The organism is Clostridium sp. MF28 (assembly GCF_002969175.1).
Lineage (GTDB): Bacteria > Bacillota > Clostridia > Clostridiales > Clostridiaceae > Clostridium > Clostridium beijerinckii.
Genome location: NZ_CP014331.1, coordinates 4,977,750 through 5,001,352, shown reverse-complemented (window position 1 = coordinate 5,001,352; position 23,603 = coordinate 4,977,750). Strand labels below are relative to the sequence as shown.

Sequence of the window (23,603 nt, the reverse complement as noted above, 5' to 3'; positions counted from 1 at the left end):
AATCTCCCCAATATAATTTTAGTTAACATGTTGTCTATTTAACTATACTCCTCTTTTCTAAAAATAAAAATATATTTTATTCGTAAATGCAAAAATTAAAGCTTAATAATACTAATTATCAAGCTTTTTACAAAAGTTTATTATCTAATCATATAAAAGAGTAACACTCATATTATTCCTATGCATGTTACTCTTTGCTATATTCAAATAATCCTTTTATCTTATTTAACCTACATAGATATAAATAAGTCTCAATATTTTCTTATATTACTTACATACATCTAATATATTCAGCCCTATCATTAAATAAATAATAAGTATCCTCTTCTAATATTTCTCCGGTTTCAATATATTTTTCTATGTTAATTTTGAACTTTTCCAAATGATATTCTTTAAATGAATATTGTTCTTTAAGTTTTTCTTTTATACTCTTTTCTTCTTCTTTCTCCATGTCACTTCTCAAAAATTCTGGAAGACCACGTTTCTTATTAAATATTAAGTAATTAAATCTAATAATCTCTTTTAAACATTTGTTACTTTCTTGTAATACACTTTCACTATAATCTAAAAATACTTTATAGTATTCAGCATTTCCTATGTTTTTGCTAAAATAACCTTTATCTTCAAAGAACATTCCTAGACTATAATAAAAATCAAATGGTAACTCAAATTTTCTTTCAAAATATCTAATTATATGATTAAACTTTTGAGAATTATAATATTTATCTACCATCTCTTCTACCTTTTTTAGTTTTAATAACTCTTCGTATGAGATCTTATCCGTTTTTAATATCTCATATGGCGGATATGGTGAGTATTCCATTCCATATTTGTCTGCATCTTCTCTCATAGAAGATCCCTTTAATAACTTTAAAAAACCAAGTTGTATTTCTTCTGGTTTTATTTCATACATATCATTAAAAGACTTTTTGAAAGATTCATAATCTTCTCCAGGAAGTCCTGCTATTAGATCTAAATGCTGATCTATATTTCTTAATGCTTCAATTTCTAAAACTTTTTCTTTTATATCACTGAAATTAACAAATCTATTTATATTTCTTAAAACTTCGTCATTAGTAGTTTGAACGCCAACTTCAAATCTAAATCTTCCTTTTGGAGCTTTTGATAAAAGTTCTATTTCCTGTGGCTTTAATATGTCTGCTGATATCTCAAAATGAAATTGAGTATTCGTATCTTGATTTATTAAGAAATCCCATATTGCCATAGCAAATTTAGAATTACAGTTAAATGTACGGTCAACAAATTTAACTAATCTAACTTCCTTATTTATAAAATACATTAAATCCTTTAATACTCTATCAATATCTAAAAATCTAACTCCATGACTTGTAGATGAAAGACAGTATTTACAGTTAAAAGGACACCCTCGTGAAGCCTCATAATATACAATTTTATTAGTCAAATCTTCATTTTCTTCATATGGAAAAAATATTTCATCCATTGACATAAGTGGACGCTTTTCATTGGAATAAACTATATCATTAACTTTATAATGAAGCCCTCTGACATCTTCCAGTTTAATTTTACCTAATTTATATAGAATAAAATCTCTATAAGTTTTTTCTCCTTCACCTTCAATAACATATTCTCCTACATTATTTTTCAAGAAACTTCTTGAGTCAAATGAAACTTCTGGTCCACCATATAAAATTTCTATATTAGAATCCACTCTCTTTATCAAATTAGCCACTCTTGAGATAAGTTCAACATTCCAAATATATGTTGAAAATGCTATAATATCTGGTTTTTCTTTAATTATTTCTTCAAGTATTCTACCTTCCCTATCGTTTATAGTGAATTCTTTTATTTTGCTTTCATAATCCATATCTCTTGTAAAACTTTTTAAGTATCTAACTGCTAAATTACTATGAATGAATTTAGAGTCAATCGCTGTAATTAATACCTTCATAATTAATATTCTCCTCTACTTCAGCTTTAGTCTTCAGTTTCTTTCCTCTTATGAAGAAAACATCTTCCCACGCTTTAGTTTCTTCTATTTCAAAATATTTTTCAAGAATTTTTTTTATTTCTTCAATATTCGAATTTAAAAGTATATTTAAATTCTTAAATGTAAACTCCTTAACTTTTTCATTTTGTAATATTACTTTTATCTTATTATTAAATATTTTTCCCCTTTCTTTATTAATATCCCAAATAAATATTTCACCAGATTCTTTTATATATGAACTTATTTCTCTTATTAATCTTTCTTTTTCTAAACTAGTCCATATTTTATTTAACTCAAAGAAAAATGTACATGCATCATATTTTCTATCTTTTAGCTCTACTTTACTATCGCTAGATACATAGTCTAATGATATCTCATCCTTTGCTTCCTTTGATATATTATATATTATACCAAGATTTTTTTCTCCTACATCTAATATATCTCCTTGAAATATAATATTCTCTAGATTAATTACCAATGTTTTTCCCATAACATCTCCTCCATTATCACTAATACCTTTTATTATATTTTAGCATTTATTCCATAAATTTGAATATAAATTATTTTTGTTTATTAGATTACTTAAATAATAAAACTGTCTTAAGTTGATAAAACATCACTTAAGACAGTTCAATTTTCTATTTATTATTTTTTATATCCGCGCTTAGAATAAAATTTAAATATTATTAAGCAGGTTAGTATAAATAAAAATACAAATATAAATATCCAAATTGGTTTTGGAAGATTAAATTTCAATCCAAAATCATTAGATTGTAATTTATATATACAACCCATTCCACTATCTAATATATAAATATCTCCATCCGAATATTTAATTCCCTGTATTTTACTCTTATCTTTTAACTTTAATAAGTCATATACAACACTTTCTGAATTTATTCCAGCTATAAGATTCTCTTTACTATTAAAATATACATTTGAATTCTTTTCTAATATTTTTCCATCTTTATCTATGGCTAAGTATCTTATCGCACTAACTTCTGGATATTGATATATAGGTGCTTGAACTATTTTATTAGGAGGATTAGCAATAAGAGGTGATACTAATTTTTCCCCTTTAAACCTTGGTGAACTTATAGGATCTCCACCACTAAAATCAGGCCAACCATACCATTTTCCTTTATCTAGTTTATACAAATAATCAAAATCTCTATTAATAGGCCTATCCCCTATATTCTCCATTCCACCAACAATTCCAATTAGATTTCCTTCACTATCTAGATCCCATCCCTTTACATTTCTTATTCCTGAAGCATATAATGATGTCTTATCGTTATTTAGATTCACTTCAATTATACAAGAGTTTGCTATACTCTGGGCTTTTATTTTTTGCCCTCCTTCACTGGAATTTCCATATGGCATAAAAGCTCCTGTTTTCTTTTCACCATAATTGAATCCATTTAATGTTACATCTATAGAGCTTTTATCATAAGGTATTTTGTTCTGCGAATACTCGCTATCATTAGATGCTATTCCTGAATTCGTAGCACTTCCTATCGCTAAAAGTAATTTTGAATCCTTTATAATTAAATTCCTATCCAAATATTTCCCTTCACTAGGTATATTCCCTAAAATGCTTTTTAAACTTTTTGATGCTAAATCATATTCATATAAATCTGTTTTAGAAATAAAATACAATTTGTTATTATAATAAAGCAAGTTTTCCATTTCTAAGGATTTATCCTCCAATAAAGTTTCTTCCCTACCATCTATTTTAATAACTTTAATATAATTATTGTAAGCTATATAGGTATTTTGGTTTTCATCTTTCTCAAAAGCTACAGAATCTTTACAATTTTTATAAACAACACTCCAGCTAACATTATTTTTTAATGTATTCATCCTATATTCATTAGATAATTTAAATACAGCAAAAGCTAGTACAACTATTATAATTGATATAATCAAAAACTTTAGAAATCTTTTCACTACACTTCCCTCCTTTACCTCTATAATTAAATTCTAAAAATACTTCTTATGTACAAATCATAATATCCATATTAAATTTATATTGTAAATTTAATAAAATAAGACCTCTCTTTAAAAATCTTATTTGTTTTACATATTAAAATAGGAGCAATAACTCATATAAAATATATGTATTATTACTCCTACTAATTTCTATATTCTTTTTAACTATGTAAACACATTTATATATATTAATAAATATTCCATAAATTAAAGATTTTCAGCTAATTCTCCTAATTTCTTAGCTGTTGAGTTTAACTCTGCTATAGATGCTGCTATTTCTTCTAATGCAGCTGATTGACCTTGTGAGACATCATTAGATTTAATTAAACCATCATTTATGCTATTTATTGATGTTGATATATGTTTTATAACTGAATCTATCTGTTTTATTGACTCATTTGAAGAATTTGATAGTTTCCTAATTTCTTGGGCAACAACATTAAATCCTCTTCCTGCATCGCCAGCTCTAGCCGCTTCAATTGCAGCATTTAACCCTAATAAATTTGTCTGTGATGAAATTCCTTGAATAAATGTTACTATATTATCTGTATCTTTGGTCTTTTCATTAGTTTCTTTAGTTTCCAATAATAATTCTTCATTCATTGTCGCTAACTCTTGTACATCTTTTGCAACTTCGTTTATAGTTATTGATATTTGTGATAAAGTTTCTGTTAAATTTTTAGTTATACTCATCACAGCATTTTTTCTTTCTAAACTTTTTCCTACGACAAAAACACCTACAACTTTACCCTCTTCTTTAATTGGAATTGCGAATGATTTAAAAGCAGTTCCATATACATGCTCTGGCACAACTTTTATCATATTATTCCCAGTTCTCAGCACTTCAATTATAGCTCCTCCTTCTGGAATTATATCTCCCTTATTTGTGTTTAATTCCAATTTAGGGCTGTACTTTGTATATACATATTGCTTAGTATCAGTTAATGCCATAGATACATCTTCATCAAAAAGGACTTCTAGAGATGGCAATGCATTATAGAAAAAATTTATCATATCGTTATCCGAAATTTTGTTCATTATGTTTCCCCCATTTAGTACAATTGTTTTTTATAATTTAGCCACAGATAATTATATCTTTTTACCACTTCTTTGTAAATATTTGTTTTATTTTATATCATTCTACCTTTACATCTAAAATTTTCAAATTCATATTTAGTTATCATTTTGAATATTATTTAAAGTAATTTAAAGGAGTGAATGAACTTTGGGCAAAGATAATTTTTTAAAAAATTCTTTTTTATTAGTGTCCTCTAACGTGACTACGGGTATACTCGGTTTTATATTTTCCATCTATCTTTCTAAAGTCCTAGGAGCCGAAGGAATGGGGCTCTATAATTTGGTTATGCCTATTTACAATTTATTTATATGTCTTATGACTGCAGGTATAGTTGCTTCTATATCCAAAATAACTGCTGTCTATGCACAAAAAGGGGAACATAAAAATATAGAAAAAACGATTAGAGTTGTTTCATTATTTAATATATCTTGGGCACTCTTGGTAGGTATACTAGTATTTATATGCGCCCCACTAATTGGTAAATACGGTGTAAATGACGCTCGTACTATAAATGCAATAAAAGTTATCTGTCCAGCTATGGTATGTATAGCAATTTCAAATATACTTAAAGGATACTTTTACGGAACTTCTAAGATTACAGTGCCAGCTATAATTGATATTTTTGAAAAGGCCATGAGAATTCTAACTGTAAGCATGCTTATATTTTTTACTAAAGCTAATACTTTAGAAGGTATGGTAACCTTAGCTACAGTTGCATTATGCATTGGTGAATTTCAAAGCTTATTTTTCCTCTATATTTACTACAAATACTCAATTAGAAAAATGCCCATTTCTCACGAAAAGACTGAAAGCAGATTTCAGCTTCTCTTTGATGTGGTAATTATAGCAATTCCACTTTGTGCAAATGGCTTTTTAACTAATATTCTAGGGACTCTTGCAACACTAATTGTTCCTCGGCGTTTACTAGTAGCTGGTTTTACTTATACTGAAGCTTTAAGTATGATAGGTAAATATACTGGGATGGCTCTTAGCATAATAACAATACCGTTAATTGTAGTCTCAACAATTAATACATTATTAATTCCAGATCTTTCTCAAAGCCTAGTTTTAGGAAAACAATATGAAGCCTCTGTTAGAATAAGAAAGGTCCTTAAAGTTGCTTTCTTGCTTGGTATAGCGACAACAATAATTTGTAATGTTATTCCTCATAGCCTTGGTGAGATGTTTTATGGACGAAACGATTTAGGTCTGTATATTAGATTTGCTTCACTTACTGCACCAATATTCTTTCCTGCAGTAACTATGTTTGGAATATTAAACGGACTTAATAGGCAAGGAATAATTTTAAGAAACTCATTAATAGAAGCCGTAATTGAATTGATATGTTTATACATATTTACTGCTATTCATGCAATTAATATATTTGGTTATAGTTTAACTATGCTTGTAGCGTGTACAATTGGCTTTATTCTCAATATGTACGAGGTTAACAAACATATTGAACTTAATTTAAACAAATTTAATATAGTAATATATATATTGCTTGGATTTTTAACTTTCTTAATTATAAACATATTTTCAAAACATATGTTCACGAATTCTATAGTCATAAATAACTTTATTATAATGGGTCTTGTTTTCTTAATTTTTACGTACCTTGGTACCTTTGGAGAAAATGAATATTAATATCTATGTAACCCAGTTATTCATATAGTTTAGCTTAATAAGGCTTTGTTCTTGTTTAAAGCAAATTGGGATTTAACTATAATTTTTGCTAGTGTACATTATATAATCCTATGAAGCCGTCTGGCCATAGCAGATATTATAAATACACTGACTAAATGTTTATAGTTAAATCCCATTCTTTACTTTTGAAGTTTTTTTCTCAAAAATCTAGGTAAATAGTTAAATATTCTAGGTGATATACTGTCTATATCATTCTTTTTTATTCCACCTATTAACATCATTGAATATAAATAAACAAATCCAGCTATAGAAATAATTAAAATCGTTGAAATTGCTTTTAAGAAAACATTTCCATTAGCTAATGTTAGTATAACTGATGTTGGTGTCTTGAGCATAAATATTATACCTGCCATTATTGCAGAAGCAAAAAGAGGTTTAACTGCGCTTCTAAAAAGAGGAATCTTAACTCTAAGTGCCTTTTTTAATGCTCTTTTATTTAAGATCATTGGTATTGCAAACCATAAAAAGTTTCCTGCTACTACTCCTAAAATATTAATTTCTGGTATCCCTACTAATATGTAATTAGCTATTATTTTAGCTACTATCCCTATACTAAATGTTCCAAGCACATAATAAAGCTTATTCATACTTTGAAGTATTATTGTTTGTATTTGCACAACAGCCATGAGAACCAAAACTACTGATCCCATTACCATTAATTCAAACCCTTGATCAGTTCCATAAAGCAATTCAAAAACCTCTTGTCCTAAGCAAGAAAGGCCTACAGCTGCTGGTATTGTTATTATTAATGTTATTCTAAAAGCAAAAGAAGTTTTTCTTCTTATTTCCTTCTTATCTTTTAATGCCATAGCTGCTGAAACAGCCGGTAATACGGTTGTCCCAAGGGCAGTAACTATTATCAATGGAACAGATAATAAGGTCTTATATCTCCCAAGAACCCCATAAAGCACGTGAGATTGTTGTAAATCAAATCCTGCAAATGCTAACCTACTATTTACGTTCACCATATCTACTAAGCTACCAAAATTCTGAAGCCCTGAGCTTAATGTTATTGGTAAGCCGTATTTAATTAACTTTCTTATGATATGCTTAGTTCTTACTCTTTTAACATTTTGTTGAGCATACATAGAATCTTCTTCAAAATTCTTCTTTCCATAAACATATACCATATATAGACATGCAACGAAAGCACCTACGGAAGTACCTATAGTTCCCCCTGCACTACCATATTCAACACTTATGTGTACTAGGAAATATGCACAAGCTAAACTAATTGCGATATTTATTACTTGTTCTAATACTTGTGATACCGCAATTGCAGTCATACTATTTCTTCCTTGAAAATATCCTCTATACGATGATAAAAGCGATGTAACAAATATACTTGGCGCAAGCATCAAAATTCCATAAGAAGCTGCTGGGTTTCCAATCATATTTCCAATAGGAAAAGCAAACAGCATTAAAAATATAGTTAATACCGCACCAACTAAAGATAAAAGAGTTCTTGATATTTTAAGAGCTCTTACAGCATCGTTTGGTTTTCCTAATGCTGTAAGCTCTGCAACCACTTTAGCAATAGCTGGTTGAGTCCCTAAGTTGGTAACTGCATATACAAATAAAAACACTTCATAACAATTCTGATATATTCCATATCCATCTAACCCAATTATTCTTTGAAGCAGTGGTATATAAAAAACTGATATAACTTTGGTTAAAAGCCCTGCTATTGAAAGAATTAAAAAGCCTCTGCTACTATTGGCTGATTGATCTTCCATAATTACCTCCTATCTAAGTGAGAACTTAAATACATCTTGCTTTATTTTTTTAAATATTGGAGGTAATGCCGATGCTATAGTCTTGTTTTTTAGATATTCTAACTTTCCATTAATTTTTCTAAAATTCAACTTATAAGCATATAAATACTGAAAATTTAGACCATATTTACTTTCAAAAAATGAATTTAATTTCTTATCTCCATATTTATTATCTCCAATTATAGGGTTTCCTAAATGTGCTAAATGTGCTCTAATTTGATGACTTCTTCCTGTAATTAAGTGTATTTCTAAAAGTGAATATGCACCATTGCTTTCCACTATACTTATTTCCATTGATATTTTTTTTGAGTTCTTAACCTCAGTGTCGTATATCTTAGATGTGTTAGTTTCAGGATTCTTTAATATGTACGCCTCATAAAGTCCAGCTCTTATTTTTCCTTTTGCTAAAGCGTAATAATATTTTCTTATTTCGTCTTCTCTAATAGCTTCATTTATGGCTTTTAAACCTTCGAAAGTCTTTCCGAACATGACCATTCCTGAAGTATTTCTATCTAATCTATTGCATGCTGCTGGTGTAAATGTTATTTCGTTTTCTGGAATATAGTCACCCTTGTCATTTAAATAAGAAAGAACATAATCTGTAAGAGTTGGTTCTTCACTATTATTGCTATCTGAATGAACTAATACATCTGGCCATTTTTCAATTACTACTACATTTTCATCTTCATATGCAATCTTGATTCTTTTAGGATCAACTTTAATAAACTTTTCTTTTTTATCTTCTTTGTTACTTTGTATGTATTTTATTTCTACTACATCGCCTTCTTGTAAGAAGTATTTCTCATTTTCTTTTTTTCCATTAACCCTTATATCTTTTTTTCTTAAAGCTTTAAAAATTGCGCTTAATGGCACATCTTTTAATAATTTTCTTAAAAATTTATCTAATCTCTGACCTGCCTCGTTTGGACCTATTTCTATTTTCAAATATAATCACTCCTAAATTTATTACCCTTAGCATTATCTAGTTTTTTAAACATATTGTCAATTTATTTTACATAAAATTGCAAAATAATACTATTACTTTGTTAAATAATTAAATGCTGCCAAAGCTTGAATAGAAACTCCAATTGGAAGACAATCCTCATCTATATTAAACAAATTACTATGTGCTGGCTCAGTAGTATTCTTTTCTTTATTTCCTGAACCTAAAAAATAAAATGCGCTTGGTCTTTCATTTGCAAAATAAGCAAAACTTTCAACTCCCATTTTAGGCGCTTTTTGTTCTAAAACATTTTCTTTTCCTAAAATTTCATTTGCACTATCACTTATTAAATCTACAAACGTATCATCATTGTATAAGCAAGGATAACTTTCTTCTATTTTTATTTCTGCTTTAGCTCTTGACATAACTGCAATCCCATTTACAATTTCATTTAATCTTTTTATTGCAAATGCTCTATCTTCTTTTGTCATTGTCCTAATCATCCCACTTAAAGTAGCTTCTCCTGGAATAATATTCTGAGCAGTTCCTGCATGTAATGTACCAACAGTTATAACAATCGGATTAACTGGTGATATTTCTCTGCTTACTATTGTTTGAAGTGCTACTACAATATGACTAGCAATAACAATAGGATCAACAGTAGTATGAGGTGATGCTCCATGACCGCCTTGACCTGTTATCTTTATACTAAACGGATTTGAAGCTGCATTAACTACACCTTTTTTTATTTTTATAGTGCCACATTTTGTTTCCTCATCAACGTGAAGTCCAATAACGCAATCAACTCTTGGATTATCCAAAACTCCCTCGTTTATCATAGGCGTAGCTCCACCAGTAGTTTCTTCAGCAGGTTCAAATAATAACTTTACTGTACCGGAAAACTTATCTTTATTATTATTTAATAACTTTGCTGCTCCCATGAGTATTGTTGTATGAGCATCATGTCCACAGGCGTGCATTCTTCCATCAATTTTTGATTTAAATTCACAAGTTTTCATATCCTTAATAGGAAGTGCATCAATATCTCCTCTTAAGGCTATAGTTTTATTATTTCCTTCTTTTGTACCTTTTATAATTCCACATACGCCTGTTTTGGCTACTTGAATATAAGGAATATTATTAGATTCTAAAAAATCCTTGATTACTTTAGATGTTCTAACCTCTTCAAATCCAAGTTCTGGATGTTCATGTAAATCCCTTCTTATTTTTATAAGTTCATCTTTTATCAGATTAGCTTCTTTTTTAAAATCTATCATTTCTCTAATCCCTCCATATTTAATAATAATTAGATTTTTAAGCATATTTAAAGAAGACAATATGCCAATTGTACAAAATAAATTCGTATATGGACTTATTTTAATTTTGAATATGCCTAAATTCAAAATATTAGCTCTAAGAAATAATAAACTTTAATTATCACTCCAAAAAACTTCTATTATATCTCCATCTTTTATATTTGCTGTGTATGGTGCCTTTTCCCCGTTTAAATTCAAGTTAATTATTCCTTTTGGAACTGTTAAGTCAAAATCTATATATTCAAATATATCTACTATTAGATATTGAACTTTTCCTTTCAATACTACATTTTCTCCATTGATATTAACTGTTATATTTCTAAACTCTTCTCTACTAATTGCTATTTCGATTTTATCTGAATTAATATTTTCACTCTCTTCATTGCAACTTTCTATATTTTCGCTTTCTATCACATCTACATAATCTTCCTTATCATTTACCTTAGCAGCCTCTTCATGTCCTATATGTGAATCCATTGCTTTAATTACAATGTGATCACCTTCTAAAATTTCATAATTATCTTCTAAGTATTCTCCACCTTTTAGTAATATTACCTCTTCTTTTAATATATACTTCTTAAATTCATTAACTTTACATGGTAAGAATACTCTTATTTCATCACCATTTTTTATTATATAATCTAACTCTTCTCTTTTCTCATTAACAAGCGTTACAGGTTCTATATTAATAATATTATCATCTAAATAAATAGAAACTGAATTTATGTTTCTTATATTTTCTGATAATTTAGGTGATGCATCTTTTCCATTCTGTGCGTATTCTAGTATTATATTGTCATTTGCTTTAACTTCTGTTTCAAGAGTTGCTTCCTCTCCATTTATCGTGATCTTTGCATTAGTTCCATATTCACCAAAAACAATTCTTTTACATCCATTATAGTTAAACCTGACACTTTTACCATTTTTACTTATAAGTAGCGATGGATTTATTCCTGCCTGAAGTAATACATCCATTATAGTATGTTTATGGGAGTTAAATAAACTAATTGGATCATTATTTAAAATAACATCAATGAAATCATTACCCATACTACGTATTGCTGTTAAAGCTATTCCTAAAACAGTTACACCTGATGATCCCATATCATTATCTGAAACACACTCTATCACTGCCTGCCTATCTTTAATAGCTATTCTTTGAGGGGGTAATTTTAATTTATCAGCAATAGCCTCTAAAATTCCGGGTGTATGAGCTCCACCTCCTACTAAAAATACAGCACTTGGAGCCTTGCCCCCATTTAATTCTAAAATCTTTTTAGATATTTCTTCTCCAGTCTTAATAACAATAGAATCAATTAGTTTGTATACACTTTCTGATGATATTATATTTTCCATACCCAGAACATCAATATATTTTATTTCTTCTTCTTTTACTATAGATCTTTTTATATTTTCAGCAGTATTAAAGTCTACTAAATATTCTTGAACAATAGTTTCTGTAATCTCATCTCCAGCCATTGGAACCATTCCATATGCAGATATACTTTCTTTAGAACTTATGGCTATATCCGAAGTTCCAGCTCCTATATCTACAAGCGCGATATTAAGCAGTCTTAAGTTTTTAGGTATAGCAGCTTCCATAGCAGCTATCGGCTCTAAAGTCAAATTTACAACCTTTAAATTAACCCTATTCATTACTGCATAAAGTGAATCAATTACAGATCTAGGTAAAAAAGTTGCTATAACTTCTGCACCTATATTTTCTCCCTTATGCCCTAATAAATTAGATATTAAAAATCCATTTAAGTAGAAATTTCTAACTGAATATCCAACACAATATAGTTTTCCTTCAGTTGTAGAAGCTATCTGCTCCTCTGCCTTTTTTACAGCACTCAATTCAAGACTTCTTATGATTTCTTTATTAACTTCTTCATCATCATTAAGCTCAATATCTGCTCTTACATCAATAGTTCTTAAAAATCTACCTGCCGCCGCAATAGATACTTCATTTAGCTGTATTTCAAGTTCATCTTCGAGATAATTCTTAACTTTTTGAACAACAGACGCCACTAAATTAATATCGTGTATTTGCCCATCCACCATGGCTCTTTCTTCATGCTCTAAATATTTCTCACATACAACTTGGAACTTCTTATCTTTTACTATTCCTACTGTACCTATAATTGATCTAGTTCCTATATCTAAGGCAAAAATTATATCCTTTTGATTAAATCTTTTTAATTCCATATAAACACAACCAACCTTTATTGTTTTATTTATATTTTTAACTCCTGCATAAATATACTATAAATTATATATTATAAGCCAATTACATACAATGACTTAAAATATTTGTTCACAATTTTGCATTACTTCAACTTATTTACTTATTAACTTCCCTCTGCTAAAATGGTAGAAGGTGTAATTGCCGTGATTTTAGTACATTAAAATGATTAACTTATAGAAATAAATGTATACCAAATTAAAATAATTAGTTTTTAAGAGGGGGATAACATGCAAAGTAGACCTAATATATCTTTATTAAAAAATAACTACTTAGACACCTATCATGCTATACAAGCATGTTTGATGCAACATAACTTTAGCCTTTTATTACCAAGAAATATAGAAAAACAAATTTTTGATATTGTATTTACAGCTCAAAATCAGAAGGTTCCAACAAAAAAATTAGAATGCAACAAAGATCTGGATAAGTTTTGTAATAAGTTAATTTATGAATATAATTCTTCAGTGTCTGCTATTCAACAAGTACTTGAAGGAATATTTACTTTTTCAATACTAGTTTTTTTCTTTACTTTACTAGATGTTTTATTTGAAAAAGGAGTATTAATGAGCACCTTAATTACTTGTATTCTAATATCTATAGGGTATTTCATCTCAAATACTATTTTAAGACATAAGGAAACATCCAGTTCTAAGCTTCGCTCCTTATTAATCTTTGGAATTGTGTTAATTCCATTTATGATTATGTCTTTTCTAAAGACTAAAATTCCTTCTTTAGCTGTCACCTTTCCATTTCTTGATAGTTTAGTATTAACATTAGTAACTGGTGTTATTAGCTTTCTTTCATACTCCATACTTTCAAAAAAGTATGATTTGTTTATATTTATAAGACGTAAATAATTTAATATTTTAGAATGTATATATACTACAATTTAATCCCTACATTATTATTTAAATTAAGCACTTGGATTATTAGAATTTTAAATGTAAGTTTATTATTACAACATATATAAAAGCTAGAAAGTACTTAACTTTCTAGCTTTTGTGCTTTTATTATAATAAATACAAAGCTCCCATAAAGGAGCTAAGCAATGTTAAAAGAAAATAAATATTAAAAGGATGTTAATATTATATGAGAACATTAATCATTTAATTCGCAACATTTATTGTTCTAAATAAAGTGTTAATGAAAAGTCTAAAATCTCCCCCTTAAATAAATAAGGTGGGAGATTTTATCTGAAGAGATGTTTAAAATTATATGGGTATAATATATTATGCAGAAACTCATATAATAATACTAACTTTATCGACTTACTAAATCATTATTTAAGTATGATTTCTGCTTATACATAATTAGGATTAAATATGTTCACCTATACTAAATCCCTAATGACTTTTTAGTTAAAAATCCAATTTCTCTACTGAATTTCTTGAAACTAACTCTGCATTATCTCCCGCTTTCTTTCTTAGACCTCTTGCCTTGACTACTTTCACTAATCCATACATTACTACTGCAATTACAGCTATAGGTACCAATGTTCTAATTCCTATTCCATTTCCACTGGCAAATCCTAATTTTGAGCAAACAACATACATTGATACCATCAAGAATAATACTACTCCACAAGCTTCATAACGATATTTCCATGGCTTAATATCTACTACTTTATTGTCTTTTAACACATATTCCTTTTCTCTTGGTTTTATTTTACCAATAATTAGCATAATCATACATGTGATTACAAATAAGATTCCTAATTGATGAAGGAAATGCATTTCTGGTTTTATTATTAATTGAAGTGTTCCATAAGTTAATACAAAAAATATTATTGATATTTTTGCTGCCATAGCCGGTACCTTTTTTGTTACATAACCTATAAAAACTATTGTGAATATAGGCACATTGAAGAAACCATTTACTGTTTGCAAGTATTGGAATAATCCTTGTGGTGCATACATTATAAATGGTGCTATAGTCATTGAAATTATAGCTAACACAAGTCCAAATATCTTACCCTTTGATATTATTTCCTTATCAGACTTTCCTTTTCCAAATACAGGACTATATACATTTAATGCAAATAAGGTTGACGCACTATTTAACACTCCATTAAACACACTTAATACTGATCCAAACATAGCTGCTGCAAAGAAACCAATTAAAGGTTTTGGTAATACATCGTTTACTAGTCTTGAATATAATAAGTCTGGATTTTCAACACCTGCTCCATATATATGAAAAGCTACTATTCCTGGTACTATAACTATTAATGGTGTTAATACTTTTAAAAGTCCTGCAAAAATTATTCCCTTTTGCCCTTCTGCTAAATTTTTAGCTGCTAATGCTCTTTGAATGATTGCTTGATCAGTTCCCCAATAATAAAGATTAACTAAAAGCATTCCTGTAAATAAAGTTCCAAAAGGTATAGGATCTTGTGATGTTCCTATAGCATTGAATTTATCTGAATGATTAACTAATATATCTGATAATCCTGTTGAAAAGCTTCCATGACCAAAATATATTATTCCAAATATAGGTACTATTAATCCTCCAATAGCTAATCCTATACCATTTAATGTGTCTGATACTGCAACTGCTTTTAATCCACCAAGTATAGCATAAATAAATCCTATTATACCGATAATCCAAACCATAATCCAAATGCTAGCTGTATAGCTTATACCAAACATTTCTTGCACGTTAAATATTTGAGCCAATGCAATAGCACCAGAATAAAGAGTTATTGGAAGTAGATTCGAAACATAACCTAATAAAAATAATATTGAAACTATCTTTTTAACACCTGAATCGAAACGTTCTTCAAGAAAATCAGGCACAGTTGTAACCCCTTGTTTTAAATATCTTGGAAGTAAAAATAAAGCTACAATTACAAGAGTAATACCAGAGCCAACTTCCCAGCCCATAACACTCATATTGCTTGAGTAAGCTTGAGCACTCATACCTACAAAATTAGATGCACTTAAATTTGTAAGTAATAAAGATGCCCCTATCACACCACCTGTCAAACTACGTCCACCTAAGAAATAAGAATCTTTTGAATTATTTTTTTGCCCCTTTAGCTTACGATACGTAATTATTGCTACTAATACGATACAAAATAAAAATGAAATAACGGTTAACATGCTTTTTTCCTCCTTTAAAATTACGAACGTTTACATCTCACATAGAATTCCACAATTGATTTTAATAAGTACTCTAAATATAAACTGTTCATATTTCCGTAAACTACAGTATGTTATTGTTTTCTGTAATCGTTAATCACATTATATTGAAATCGTTCCATTATAAAAATCTTATTTATTAACTTTTCTTATAAAATATTAACTTAATTAAAAATAAATTTTATATATCCCTCTTTCATAGTTGGTTTTAAAAAATAATAAACATTTCTTTACTCCGATTTCCATACAGCACTCAATTAAAAATATTCATCATTTTTAATTTAAGATATATTCTACACCACATCTTTAATTTATAATTAGCCAGTACATAAATTTAAATCCACTATTAAGTACATACCTTCACTAGAATTCCTATACTCTTAGTGCTATAATTTCCTATGGTGATGATCAATGAAGGTAAAAAAAATCACAAAGATAAGAAATCGAATAACTATATATTTTTCAATTATAATACTTGGATTAACTTTAGCTGTTACGTCCTCTATAAGTTCTATTTTTTCTAAAGAAATAATTAAACAATATAATAACGTTGCTACTGAGAAAATAACTGTAATTTCTAAAATCCTTAATGAAAATTTAGATTCTATAAGACATGATTCTTATATGATTGAAAATGATAAAAATATTTATGATTATATGTCTAAAGTTAATAGAAATAACTCTGCAACTCCAGAAACTAATACAGAATTTTTTAATACTCTTTCAGAATATTGTAAATGGAGTAACTATATAATTTCTATAATTCCTTTAACAACAGATAAAAAAATAATGGATCCTCTTTATTCACAATATCCTTATAGTGAATTAATTTATGGAAATAAAGAATTGGACAACTTTATTGAAAGTGGATATTCAAATAAATTTTCTTCTCCTAATACTTTCCCATTTAATTATGAGAATGCCGACTATGAAAAAAGAACAACTATAACTTATTTTTCTAGGTATTTGGATAAAGAAAACTATTCCCTTATCGGCTACCTTATGCTCAATATAAAGAAGAAGAATTTATTTATGAACATAGATGATTACTGCCATGGAGTCTTTGATAGCACTTTTATTGTTGATAAAGATGGTAATCTGATTTATAAAATAGGAAATATTGATTATGATAATATAATGCTTGAAAAAGTTAATAATGATACTGTAAATGTTAATAACATAAAGTATATGGAATTTAATAGTGTTATAGAAGCATATCCAGAATGGAGAGTCATTGGATTAATATCTTTGGACTCTTTAACCAGAAACCTTGATTCTATTCGATGGTTAATTTATTGTATTGGTATTTTTAGTATTGCAGTTGTGCTTTTTATCAGCCACTTTACTTCAAAGAAAATTACAGATCCTATATATGATATTACAAAAGCAATGAATAAGTTTGAAAATGGAGAATGGCCAGACAAACTAGAATCCAAAACCGAAGACGAACTTAAGTATCTTATAATTAGTTTTAATAAAATGATTTACAATATAAAAAATCTAATTGAACAAATCTATAAGGAAGAAGAGGAAAACAAAAAGCTTGAAGTTGAATCCATGAAAACCCAACTGGATTTACTGCAATCACAGATAAATCCTCATTTTATACATAATACACTAAATACAATAAACTATTTGGCTATAAAAAATAATCAAAATGAAATAAGAGAACTTATTCAATCATTTAATGGTCTGCTAAGACAAAGCATATCAACAAGTAAAAAGCTTATAACGTTAAAAGATGAACTTACATGCACTCAAAATTATCTGAAGATACAGAAGTATAGATATGGAGATATAGTTAAACTAGTATGTAATATTCCTGAAGAATTGAATAACTGTTTAGTGCCCAAACTTATTCTTCAGCCACTTATTGAAAATTCTCTTTATCATGGAATAGTACCTAAAGGTTGTGCTGGGACTATAAAAATAGATATATTGCCACAAAAAGATTTTATAAAAATAAAAGTTATCGATGATGGCGTAGGAATTAGTAAGAGAAAATCAACTCACAAAGGCTTTAATGGTATAAGCCTAGATAACATAAGCGAAAGACTCAGACTATATTTTGGAAGCGAATATGACTTAAAAGTATATAGCAAAACAGGAATTGGAACTTGTATAGAATTCAATATTCCATACATTTACTAGAGCACATTCGGGAAATAACAAGTCAGTGTGCCTTAATTCTAAAAAAGGAGGCAAATAGCATGTATAAAGTAATGATTGTAGACGATGAAATACCTGCACGAGAAATTCTCTTGTGCATCATAAATTGGGAAGACACTGATTTTAGAATAGTATATAGCGCTTCAAATGGTAAAGACGCACTGGACAAATATACTGATATAAAACCAGATCTTATTATTACAGATATACAAATGCCTATTATAGATGGTTTAGATTTAATAGAAGAAGTACAGAAAATAAATAAATCTCAAAAATTTTTAATATTAAGCTGCTATGAGGACTTTACGTATGCGCAAAGAGCTATGAAAATGGGCGTAACAGACTACTTGATAAAAGATTTAATAACACCTAATGATCTATATGGAATATTAGCAAAAACTAAAACTGATCTTGATAATATAACTATAAAAAAGAGTGAAATAAAAAAAGAACATAAACTTTTAAATTTCCTAAAGGAAAATAAGGATATTGCACTAAGAAAGCTTATATTTAATGATATAAGTCAAGACGATTGTTATAACCTTATTGAAAACCTTAACCTTAATCTAAACGGAAAACTTTTTGTTCTTTTCCTTATCCAGATAGATAACTTTTTTAAATATATAGAAGATGAGAATTTCTATACAAATACCCTTAATGAAATAATAAAAAATGTTTCTGAAACCATCGAAGAACTCAATATTGGTGAATGTTTTTATAGTGAAAATGGAGAATTCACAGCTATTGTACGCTTGTCGCCAACCATTAGTGAAGCGGATATAATAAATGAGTGTTATTATTTAGCGCAGGAAATAAGAAAAAGGATTTCCCTCATGCATAATATCAGCTTAACAATAAGTGTGAGCTCAACATTTAAAAAGCCATTTAAAATAAAGAAATACTTTGATGAAGCATTTAAACTTTCTAAAATGAAGGTATTCCTAGGCAATGATACTATAATTTTAAATAATACCTTTGTAAAAAATTTAGATTTAGATACTGATACTTTAGCAAAAAGAATTAATGCCATTAATATAGCTATTGAACAAAATAATATTGAAAACTTAAAATCAGAGTTAACTCACTTATATGATAAAGATATACGAGGATTTATGCAGTTTAATTATCTAAATTATATAAACTCCTCACTCCTAGATTTAGTAGTAAGAACCTGTAATAGATATTCTATAGCTTATGAAGATATTTTTTCAACTTCATACCTACCTATAGAAATATTATCAACAAAAGAAACCGTTGAAGAAATGAGCGGATGGTTTATTGATATCTTTACTAAAATAATAAATATTAATTTTAATAACTCTTTTAAAAATAAATATAGTAAAAAGGTTGCTGATTCCATAGATTACATAAACAAAAATCTCTTTAATCAATCTCTTAGTCTAACAGATATAGCAGAAAACATTAATGTCCATAAAGTTTATTTATGCAGAATCTTTAAAGAAGAAACAGGTGAAAATGTTACGCAGTATATTTTAAAAGCTAGAATTGACAAATCTAAAGAAATAATTTTATCAACTAACTATAAGCTTTATGAAATATCAGACAAACTTGGATTTAATAGTCCTCAACAATTTAGTATTTTATTTAAAAAAGTTACAGGTATCACTCCGAACCAATTCAGAGACTCTTATTTTAAAAATCTATAGTTGGGTGATGACTTACCGAAATCAGAAATATTTTTGTTACGTAGGACTATGAAAATTGCGCTGAAAGGTTCTAAGTTGCAGGTTGCACCCAATTTAGCATGCTCCCACTAAAAGTAGTGACAAGCTAAATTGGAACAACCTACAACTAATAACCTTTAACAGCTCATTTTCAAATGCCTACTACACAAAAATATTTCTGATTTCTAGTTAAGATATCCACTTAAGATTTATTAAACATGTTCATCTATACTATATATTACCTATTTCTAATATAGTGATTTAGTTAATTTATAACTACTCCAAATATATATTTTAACAATTTTGAAAGGAATTTATATTTACATGAATAAGAAAATACTTTTAGCTGCAATAATAATTTTATCTAGTTTTGCTTTCTCTTGTGATACTACAACTTCTAAACAGAGTTCCAAAAAATCTGATTTAGTTATTGCCGTTATTTACAAAACTTTAGATGAAGCTTGGTTTCAGGAAGAAAGTGAGGCTGCTAAAAATAAGGCTTTAGCTATGGGGGCTAAAGATGTAATTACTATAGATGCTAAAATGAATCCTGATGTGTATTTATCTGCTTTGGATAATTTAATTACTCAAAAAGTAGATGGTATATTAATATGCGTTCCTGATCAAAAATTAAGTAAAATCACTATAGATAGATGTAAGAAATCAAATATTGCTGTTATAGCCTGCGACGATCCGCTTACTGATGATGAAGGTAATTATATTGCACCATTTGTCGGAATAGATTCTAATCAAATTGGAAGGGATATGACTAGTCTCATGGTAGATTATTTAGAAAAGAATAATAAATTAAGTGATCCTAATTCTTCAGGACTTCTGCTTATGTCAATGGATTCTGTATCTAGCTGCATACCTAGAACTGAAGGACAGTTAGAAACATTTAAAGATAGACTTCCAAGCTTTCCAAGAGAAAATATTTTTCAAGCCGAATATAATGGACAATCAGAAAAAAGTTTTTATTCTGCCGCATCAACTATAACGTCTAATAAAAATATAAAGAATTGGTTTGTCATGTCTGCAAATGAAGCTGGCACCATTGGTGCAATAAAAGCACTGGATCAATCTGGTCTTGCAGAAAATGCTGTTGCTGTAGGGGTAGGTGGATATGTAGCAAAGGATGAATTTCAAAAAGAAAACTCTCCTCTTATAGCGTCTGCATACATAAGTGCTACAGAAGTTGGAGAAATTGCAGCTCAGGAACTTATGGAGAACCTTTTGCTTAATAAAAATATTCCTGATAAATATTTGGTAAAAGATAAAGTGATTACAAAGGATAATTATAAAAGTCTTGTGATCAAATAATTTAACAATAAAATAACTCCATTCACATAATAATTTCTCAACTGTTACATGAATGGAGTTCCACCAACTTAAATTTAATTATTATCTTTTTAATTTAACATTTTGATATCAAATTGTTATCAACCAAAATTTTCAAGGAAAAACTCCTAAAAAGTCCATCATCAAACTTCAATTTAATCTTATCTTTGTCATTTTCATCAAATCCAGTAATCTCTCCAACACCATAAGTTCTATGTGCTACTTTATTTCCAATCTCGTATCCATAAGTGTCAACAGGCATATCATTTAATTTTCCTTCTACAACAAACCTCGAAACATCCTTAAATTGACCTTTCCTGCTCCTTGGAGAAAATAGATACAGGTTATCTATCGCCCTAGTTATTCCAACATAAAATAATCTTCGTTCTTCCTCAATATTTTCCTTTATACTTGATGCATGAGGTATAGTTTCCTCTACACAATTTATAACATAGACATTCTTAAATTCCATTCCTTTTACTCCATGTATAGTACTTAAGATAACTCCTTCTCTCTTAGTTTTTCTTTTACTTTCCTCTATACTTTGTTTTACTTCCTCTATATGTTCTAGAAATTCAAATATAGTTTTATATCCTTCTGCTGATAATTTAAATTCTTCTATTAATCTTCTAAATCCTCAAAACTTTGATTAAATTTATTAGCATATTCCTGAAGATAATCTCTATATCCTAAATCCATTACTATATATGCAATTGCTGATGATAAAGATATCTTATTTAAATAGTTTATATCTTTTCTTAACTCATCAAGCTTTTTCTTTTGAAATGGTGGTGTATCTTCTTTGCTAATAATTATAGTAAATGGACTCTCTTCTCTATCATAATTTTTTATATAAAATAAATTCCCCTTACTTATATATCTGAAAGGCCTATTTATTATTTGCAAGAAGCTATTTCTATCAAATTCATTTACACTTAATCTTAAATATGATATTAAATCCCTGCAAATAAAATGCTCAAAAAAATTATATTCTCTATCAAGCAGTGTAAATGGGATCTTTCTTTTAGTTAATACATCAATAACAGACATAGACTCTATATTGGTTCTATACAATACTGCATTATCTTCATAATTAATTCCTAAAGTTTTATTATTTATAACTATATCAGTCAAACTTTCAGCCTGCATCTTTTCATTATATGGATTAAACCACTTAACAATGCCATCACACTCTTTATTCCATTTTATTTCTTTATTATTTCGCTTTTCATTATACGCTATTACAGTTTTTGATTTATCAACTATATTCATTCTGCTTCTATAATTTATAGATAAATAATATTTTTTCCCACCCATAAATATTTTATCAAAGTTAACCATATACTCTGGCTTTGACCCTCTAAAAGAATAAATACATTGATCTTCATCTCCCACTGCAAAAAGATTATTATCTTCCCCATCATTTATTAACCTTAAAAAATCTATTTGCATTTCATCACAATCTTGAAACTCATCAACTAAAACATACTTGAATAATTTCCTATAAGACAACAACATATTCTTATCATTCTTTAGCAATTCTAATACTTCTATAGCTAGATCGTCAAAATCTCTTTTGTTGTGTTCTTTTTTATATTCTTCATATTTTTCTAATGCTTCTTCAAAAATTTCTTTTGCAATTGATGGCTTAAATTCATTTAGAGGAACTCTTGAAGTTTTATACAAAGAAATGTTATTTATTGCTTCTTTAATTTTATCTTCATTAACTTCATCAAAGTACTTACCTAAAATATTACTAACTATTTTGTGAACAACGGCCCCATCAACTATGTCGATATTTCTTCCACATCTCAAAAGTATCTTATAAAATAAGCCATGGAATGTCCCAAAAAAAGGCGAACTGTTCGTATTGAATTTAGATACATATCTATTCTTCATATTCTGCGCTGCAGCTTTTGTAAATGTAATTACTATTATATTTCCATTAGCTACTCTTTTATGCTTTACTAGATAATCAACTCTATTTATTATAACCGTAGTTTTTCCAGATCCAGGTGCTGCAACTATCAAGACATTTTTTTCTTCTGCCTTTACTGCATCCATCTGATATTTATCAAGATCGTACCCCACTGTAATGCTCCTTCTTTCATTCCTATTTACATTTCAGCATTTATGAATTTCTTTATATAAGACTTACATATTTTAAATTCTTTCCATATTTACTATATGAATTTCATTTTCTCTCATAATACTGAATATTTTCTACTTAAATTCAAAAAATT

General features: G+C 28.2%; 14 protein-coding genes and 1 pseudogene. 5 read left to right on the top strand and 10 right to left on the bottom strand.

What is annotated here, in order from left to right; genetic code table 11:
• Window positions 1-271: 271 nt before the first annotated feature.
• The 4 genes from AXY43_RS21970 to AXY43_RS28560 all read right to left on the bottom strand — a co-directional run bounded on the left by AXY43_RS21970 (window position 272) and on the right by AXY43_RS28560 (window position 4,999).
• Window positions 272-1,930 carry a B12-binding domain-containing radical SAM protein gene (locus AXY43_RS21970; protein ID WP_105412152.1) on the bottom strand — a complete coding sequence of 553 codons (1,659 nt, stop codon included), beginning with the start codon at window positions 1,928-1,930 and terminating at the stop codon, window positions 272-274.
• Complete coding sequence (locus AXY43_RS21965) at window positions 1,905-2,459, bottom strand: hypothetical protein (RefSeq protein ID WP_017211495.1); 555 nt, start codon at window positions 2,457-2,459, stop codon at window positions 1,905-1,907. The genes AXY43_RS21970 and AXY43_RS21965 overlap by 26 nt, the downstream gene beginning before the upstream one ends.
• Window positions 2,460-2,614: 155 nt before the next feature.
• Window positions 2,615-3,919 carry a membrane protein gene (locus tag AXY43_RS21960; RefSeq protein ID WP_023974235.1) on the bottom strand — a complete coding sequence of 435 codons (1,305 nt, stop codon included), beginning with the start codon at window positions 3,917-3,919 and terminating at the stop codon, window positions 2,615-2,617.
• Between the two features lie 249 nt (window positions 3,920-4,168).
• Window positions 4,169-4,999, bottom strand: a complete 831-nt coding sequence (locus tag AXY43_RS28560; protein WP_105412151.1) for a methyl-accepting chemotaxis protein — start codon at window positions 4,997-4,999, stop codon at window positions 4,169-4,171.
• 187 nt (window positions 5,000-5,186) lie between these two features.
• Here AXY43_RS28560 and spoVB point away from each other — a divergent pair, with 187 nt between their 5' ends.
• Entirely contained in the window at window positions 5,187-6,686 is a 1,500-nt protein-coding gene (spoVB, locus tag AXY43_RS21950; protein ID WP_023974236.1) for a stage V sporulation protein B, read from the top strand.
• 179 nt (window positions 6,687-6,865) lie between these two features.
• Here the strand turns inward: spoVB and AXY43_RS21945 are convergent, their stop codons facing one another.
• The 4 genes from AXY43_RS21945 to AXY43_RS21930 form a co-directional block, all read right to left on the bottom strand.
• Window positions 6,866-8,482 carry a putative polysaccharide biosynthesis protein gene (locus AXY43_RS21945; RefSeq protein ID WP_011968721.1) on the bottom strand — a complete coding sequence of 539 codons (1,617 nt, stop codon included), beginning with the start codon at window positions 8,480-8,482 and terminating at the stop codon, window positions 6,866-6,868.
• A gap of 9 nt (window positions 8,483-8,491) precedes the next feature.
• Window positions 8,492-9,466, bottom strand: a complete 975-nt coding sequence (locus tag AXY43_RS21940) for an RluA family pseudouridine synthase (protein ID WP_041895238.1) — start codon at window positions 9,464-9,466, stop codon at window positions 8,492-8,494.
• A gap of 93 nt (window positions 9,467-9,559) precedes the next feature.
• Window positions 9,560-10,741: a M20 metallopeptidase family protein gene (locus AXY43_RS21935; protein ID WP_105412150.1), complete on the bottom strand. Its 1,182-nt coding sequence runs from the start codon at window positions 10,739-10,741 to the stop codon at window positions 9,560-9,562.
• Between the two features lie 153 nt (window positions 10,742-10,894).
• Window positions 10,895-12,988 carry a cell division protein FtsA gene (locus tag AXY43_RS21930; protein ID WP_105412149.1) on the bottom strand — a complete coding sequence of 698 codons (2,094 nt, stop codon included), beginning with the start codon at window positions 12,986-12,988 and terminating at the stop codon, window positions 10,895-10,897.
• A 267-nt stretch (window positions 12,989-13,255) separates the two neighbouring features.
• Here AXY43_RS21930 and AXY43_RS21925 point away from each other — a divergent pair, with 267 nt between their 5' ends.
• Window positions 13,256-13,885 (top strand): hypothetical protein, encoded by a 630-nt coding sequence (locus AXY43_RS21925; RefSeq protein ID WP_105412148.1) that lies wholly within the window; start codon window positions 13,256-13,258, stop codon window positions 13,883-13,885.
• 501 nt (window positions 13,886-14,386) lie between these two features.
• Here the strand turns inward: AXY43_RS21925 and AXY43_RS21920 are convergent.
• Entirely contained in the window at window positions 14,387-16,129 is a 1,743-nt protein-coding gene (locus tag AXY43_RS21920) for a solute:sodium symporter family transporter (protein ID WP_105412147.1), read from the bottom strand.
• Window positions 16,130-16,579: 450 nt separating this feature from the next.
• On the opposite strand from AXY43_RS21920, the gene AXY43_RS21915 reads away from it, so the two are divergent.
• The 3 genes from AXY43_RS21915 (at window position 16,580) to AXY43_RS21905 (ending at window position 21,342) form a co-directional block, all read left to right on the top strand.
• A complete protein-coding gene (locus AXY43_RS21915; RefSeq protein ID WP_105412146.1) occupies window positions 16,580-18,319 on the top strand; it encodes a sensor histidine kinase in 1,740 nt (579 codons plus the stop codon).
• A gap of 59 nt (window positions 18,320-18,378) precedes the next feature.
• Window positions 18,379-20,004: a response regulator transcription factor gene (locus AXY43_RS21910; RefSeq protein WP_105412145.1), complete on the top strand. Its 1,626-nt coding sequence runs from the start codon at window positions 18,379-18,381 to the stop codon at window positions 20,002-20,004.
• Between the two features lie 342 nt (window positions 20,005-20,346).
• Window positions 20,347-21,342 (top strand): arabinose ABC transporter substrate-binding protein, encoded by a 996-nt coding sequence (locus AXY43_RS21905; RefSeq protein ID WP_039772097.1) that lies wholly within the window; start codon window positions 20,347-20,349, stop codon window positions 21,340-21,342.
• A 94-nt stretch (window positions 21,343-21,436) separates the two neighbouring features.
• On the opposite strand, the pseudogene AXY43_RS21900 reads toward AXY43_RS21905, so the two are convergent.
• Window positions 21,437-23,451 (bottom strand): annotated as a pseudogene (locus tag AXY43_RS21900) (ATP-dependent helicase).
• Window positions 23,452-23,603: the final 152 nt, after the last annotated feature.

What these genes read in the sequence shown, in the direction of transcription:
- AXY43_RS21920 (WP_105412147.1), bottom strand. Translation starts at nt 16,129, where the DNA reads ATGTTAACCGTTATTTCATTTTTATTTTGTATCGTATTAGTAGCAATA.
- AXY43_RS21965 (WP_017211495.1), bottom strand. Translation starts at nt 2,459, where the DNA reads ATGGGAAAAACATTGGTAATTAATCTAGAGAATATTATATTTCAAGGA.
- AXY43_RS21935 (WP_105412150.1), bottom strand. Translation starts at nt 10,741, where the DNA reads ATGATAGATTTTAAAAAAGAAGCTAATCTGATAAAAGATGAACTTATA.
- AXY43_RS21910 (WP_105412145.1), top strand. Translation starts at nt 18,379, where the DNA reads ATGTATAAAGTAATGATTGTAGACGATGAAATACCTGCACGAGAAATT.
- AXY43_RS21945 (WP_011968721.1), bottom strand. Translation starts at nt 8,482, where the DNA reads ATGGAAGATCAATCAGCCAATAGTAGCAGAGGCTTTTTAATTCTTTCA.
- AXY43_RS21930 (WP_105412149.1), bottom strand. Translation starts at nt 12,988, where the DNA reads ATGGAATTAAAAAGATTTAATCAAAAGGATATAATTTTTGCCTTAGAT.
- AXY43_RS28560 (WP_105412151.1), bottom strand. Translation starts at nt 4,999, where the DNA reads ATGAACAAAATTTCGGATAACGATATGATAAATTTTTTCTATAATGCA.
- AXY43_RS21970 (WP_105412152.1), bottom strand. Translation starts at nt 1,930, where the DNA reads ATGAAGGTATTAATTACAGCGATTGACTCTAAATTCATTCATAGTAAT.
- AXY43_RS21915 (WP_105412146.1), top strand. Translation starts at nt 16,580, where the DNA reads ATGAAGGTAAAAAAAATCACAAAGATAAGAAATCGAATAACTATATAT.
- AXY43_RS21925 (WP_105412148.1), top strand. Translation starts at nt 13,256, where the DNA reads ATGCAAAGTAGACCTAATATATCTTTATTAAAAAATAACTACTTAGAC.
- AXY43_RS21905 (WP_039772097.1), top strand. Translation starts at nt 20,347, where the DNA reads ATGAATAAGAAAATACTTTTAGCTGCAATAATAATTTTATCTAGTTTT.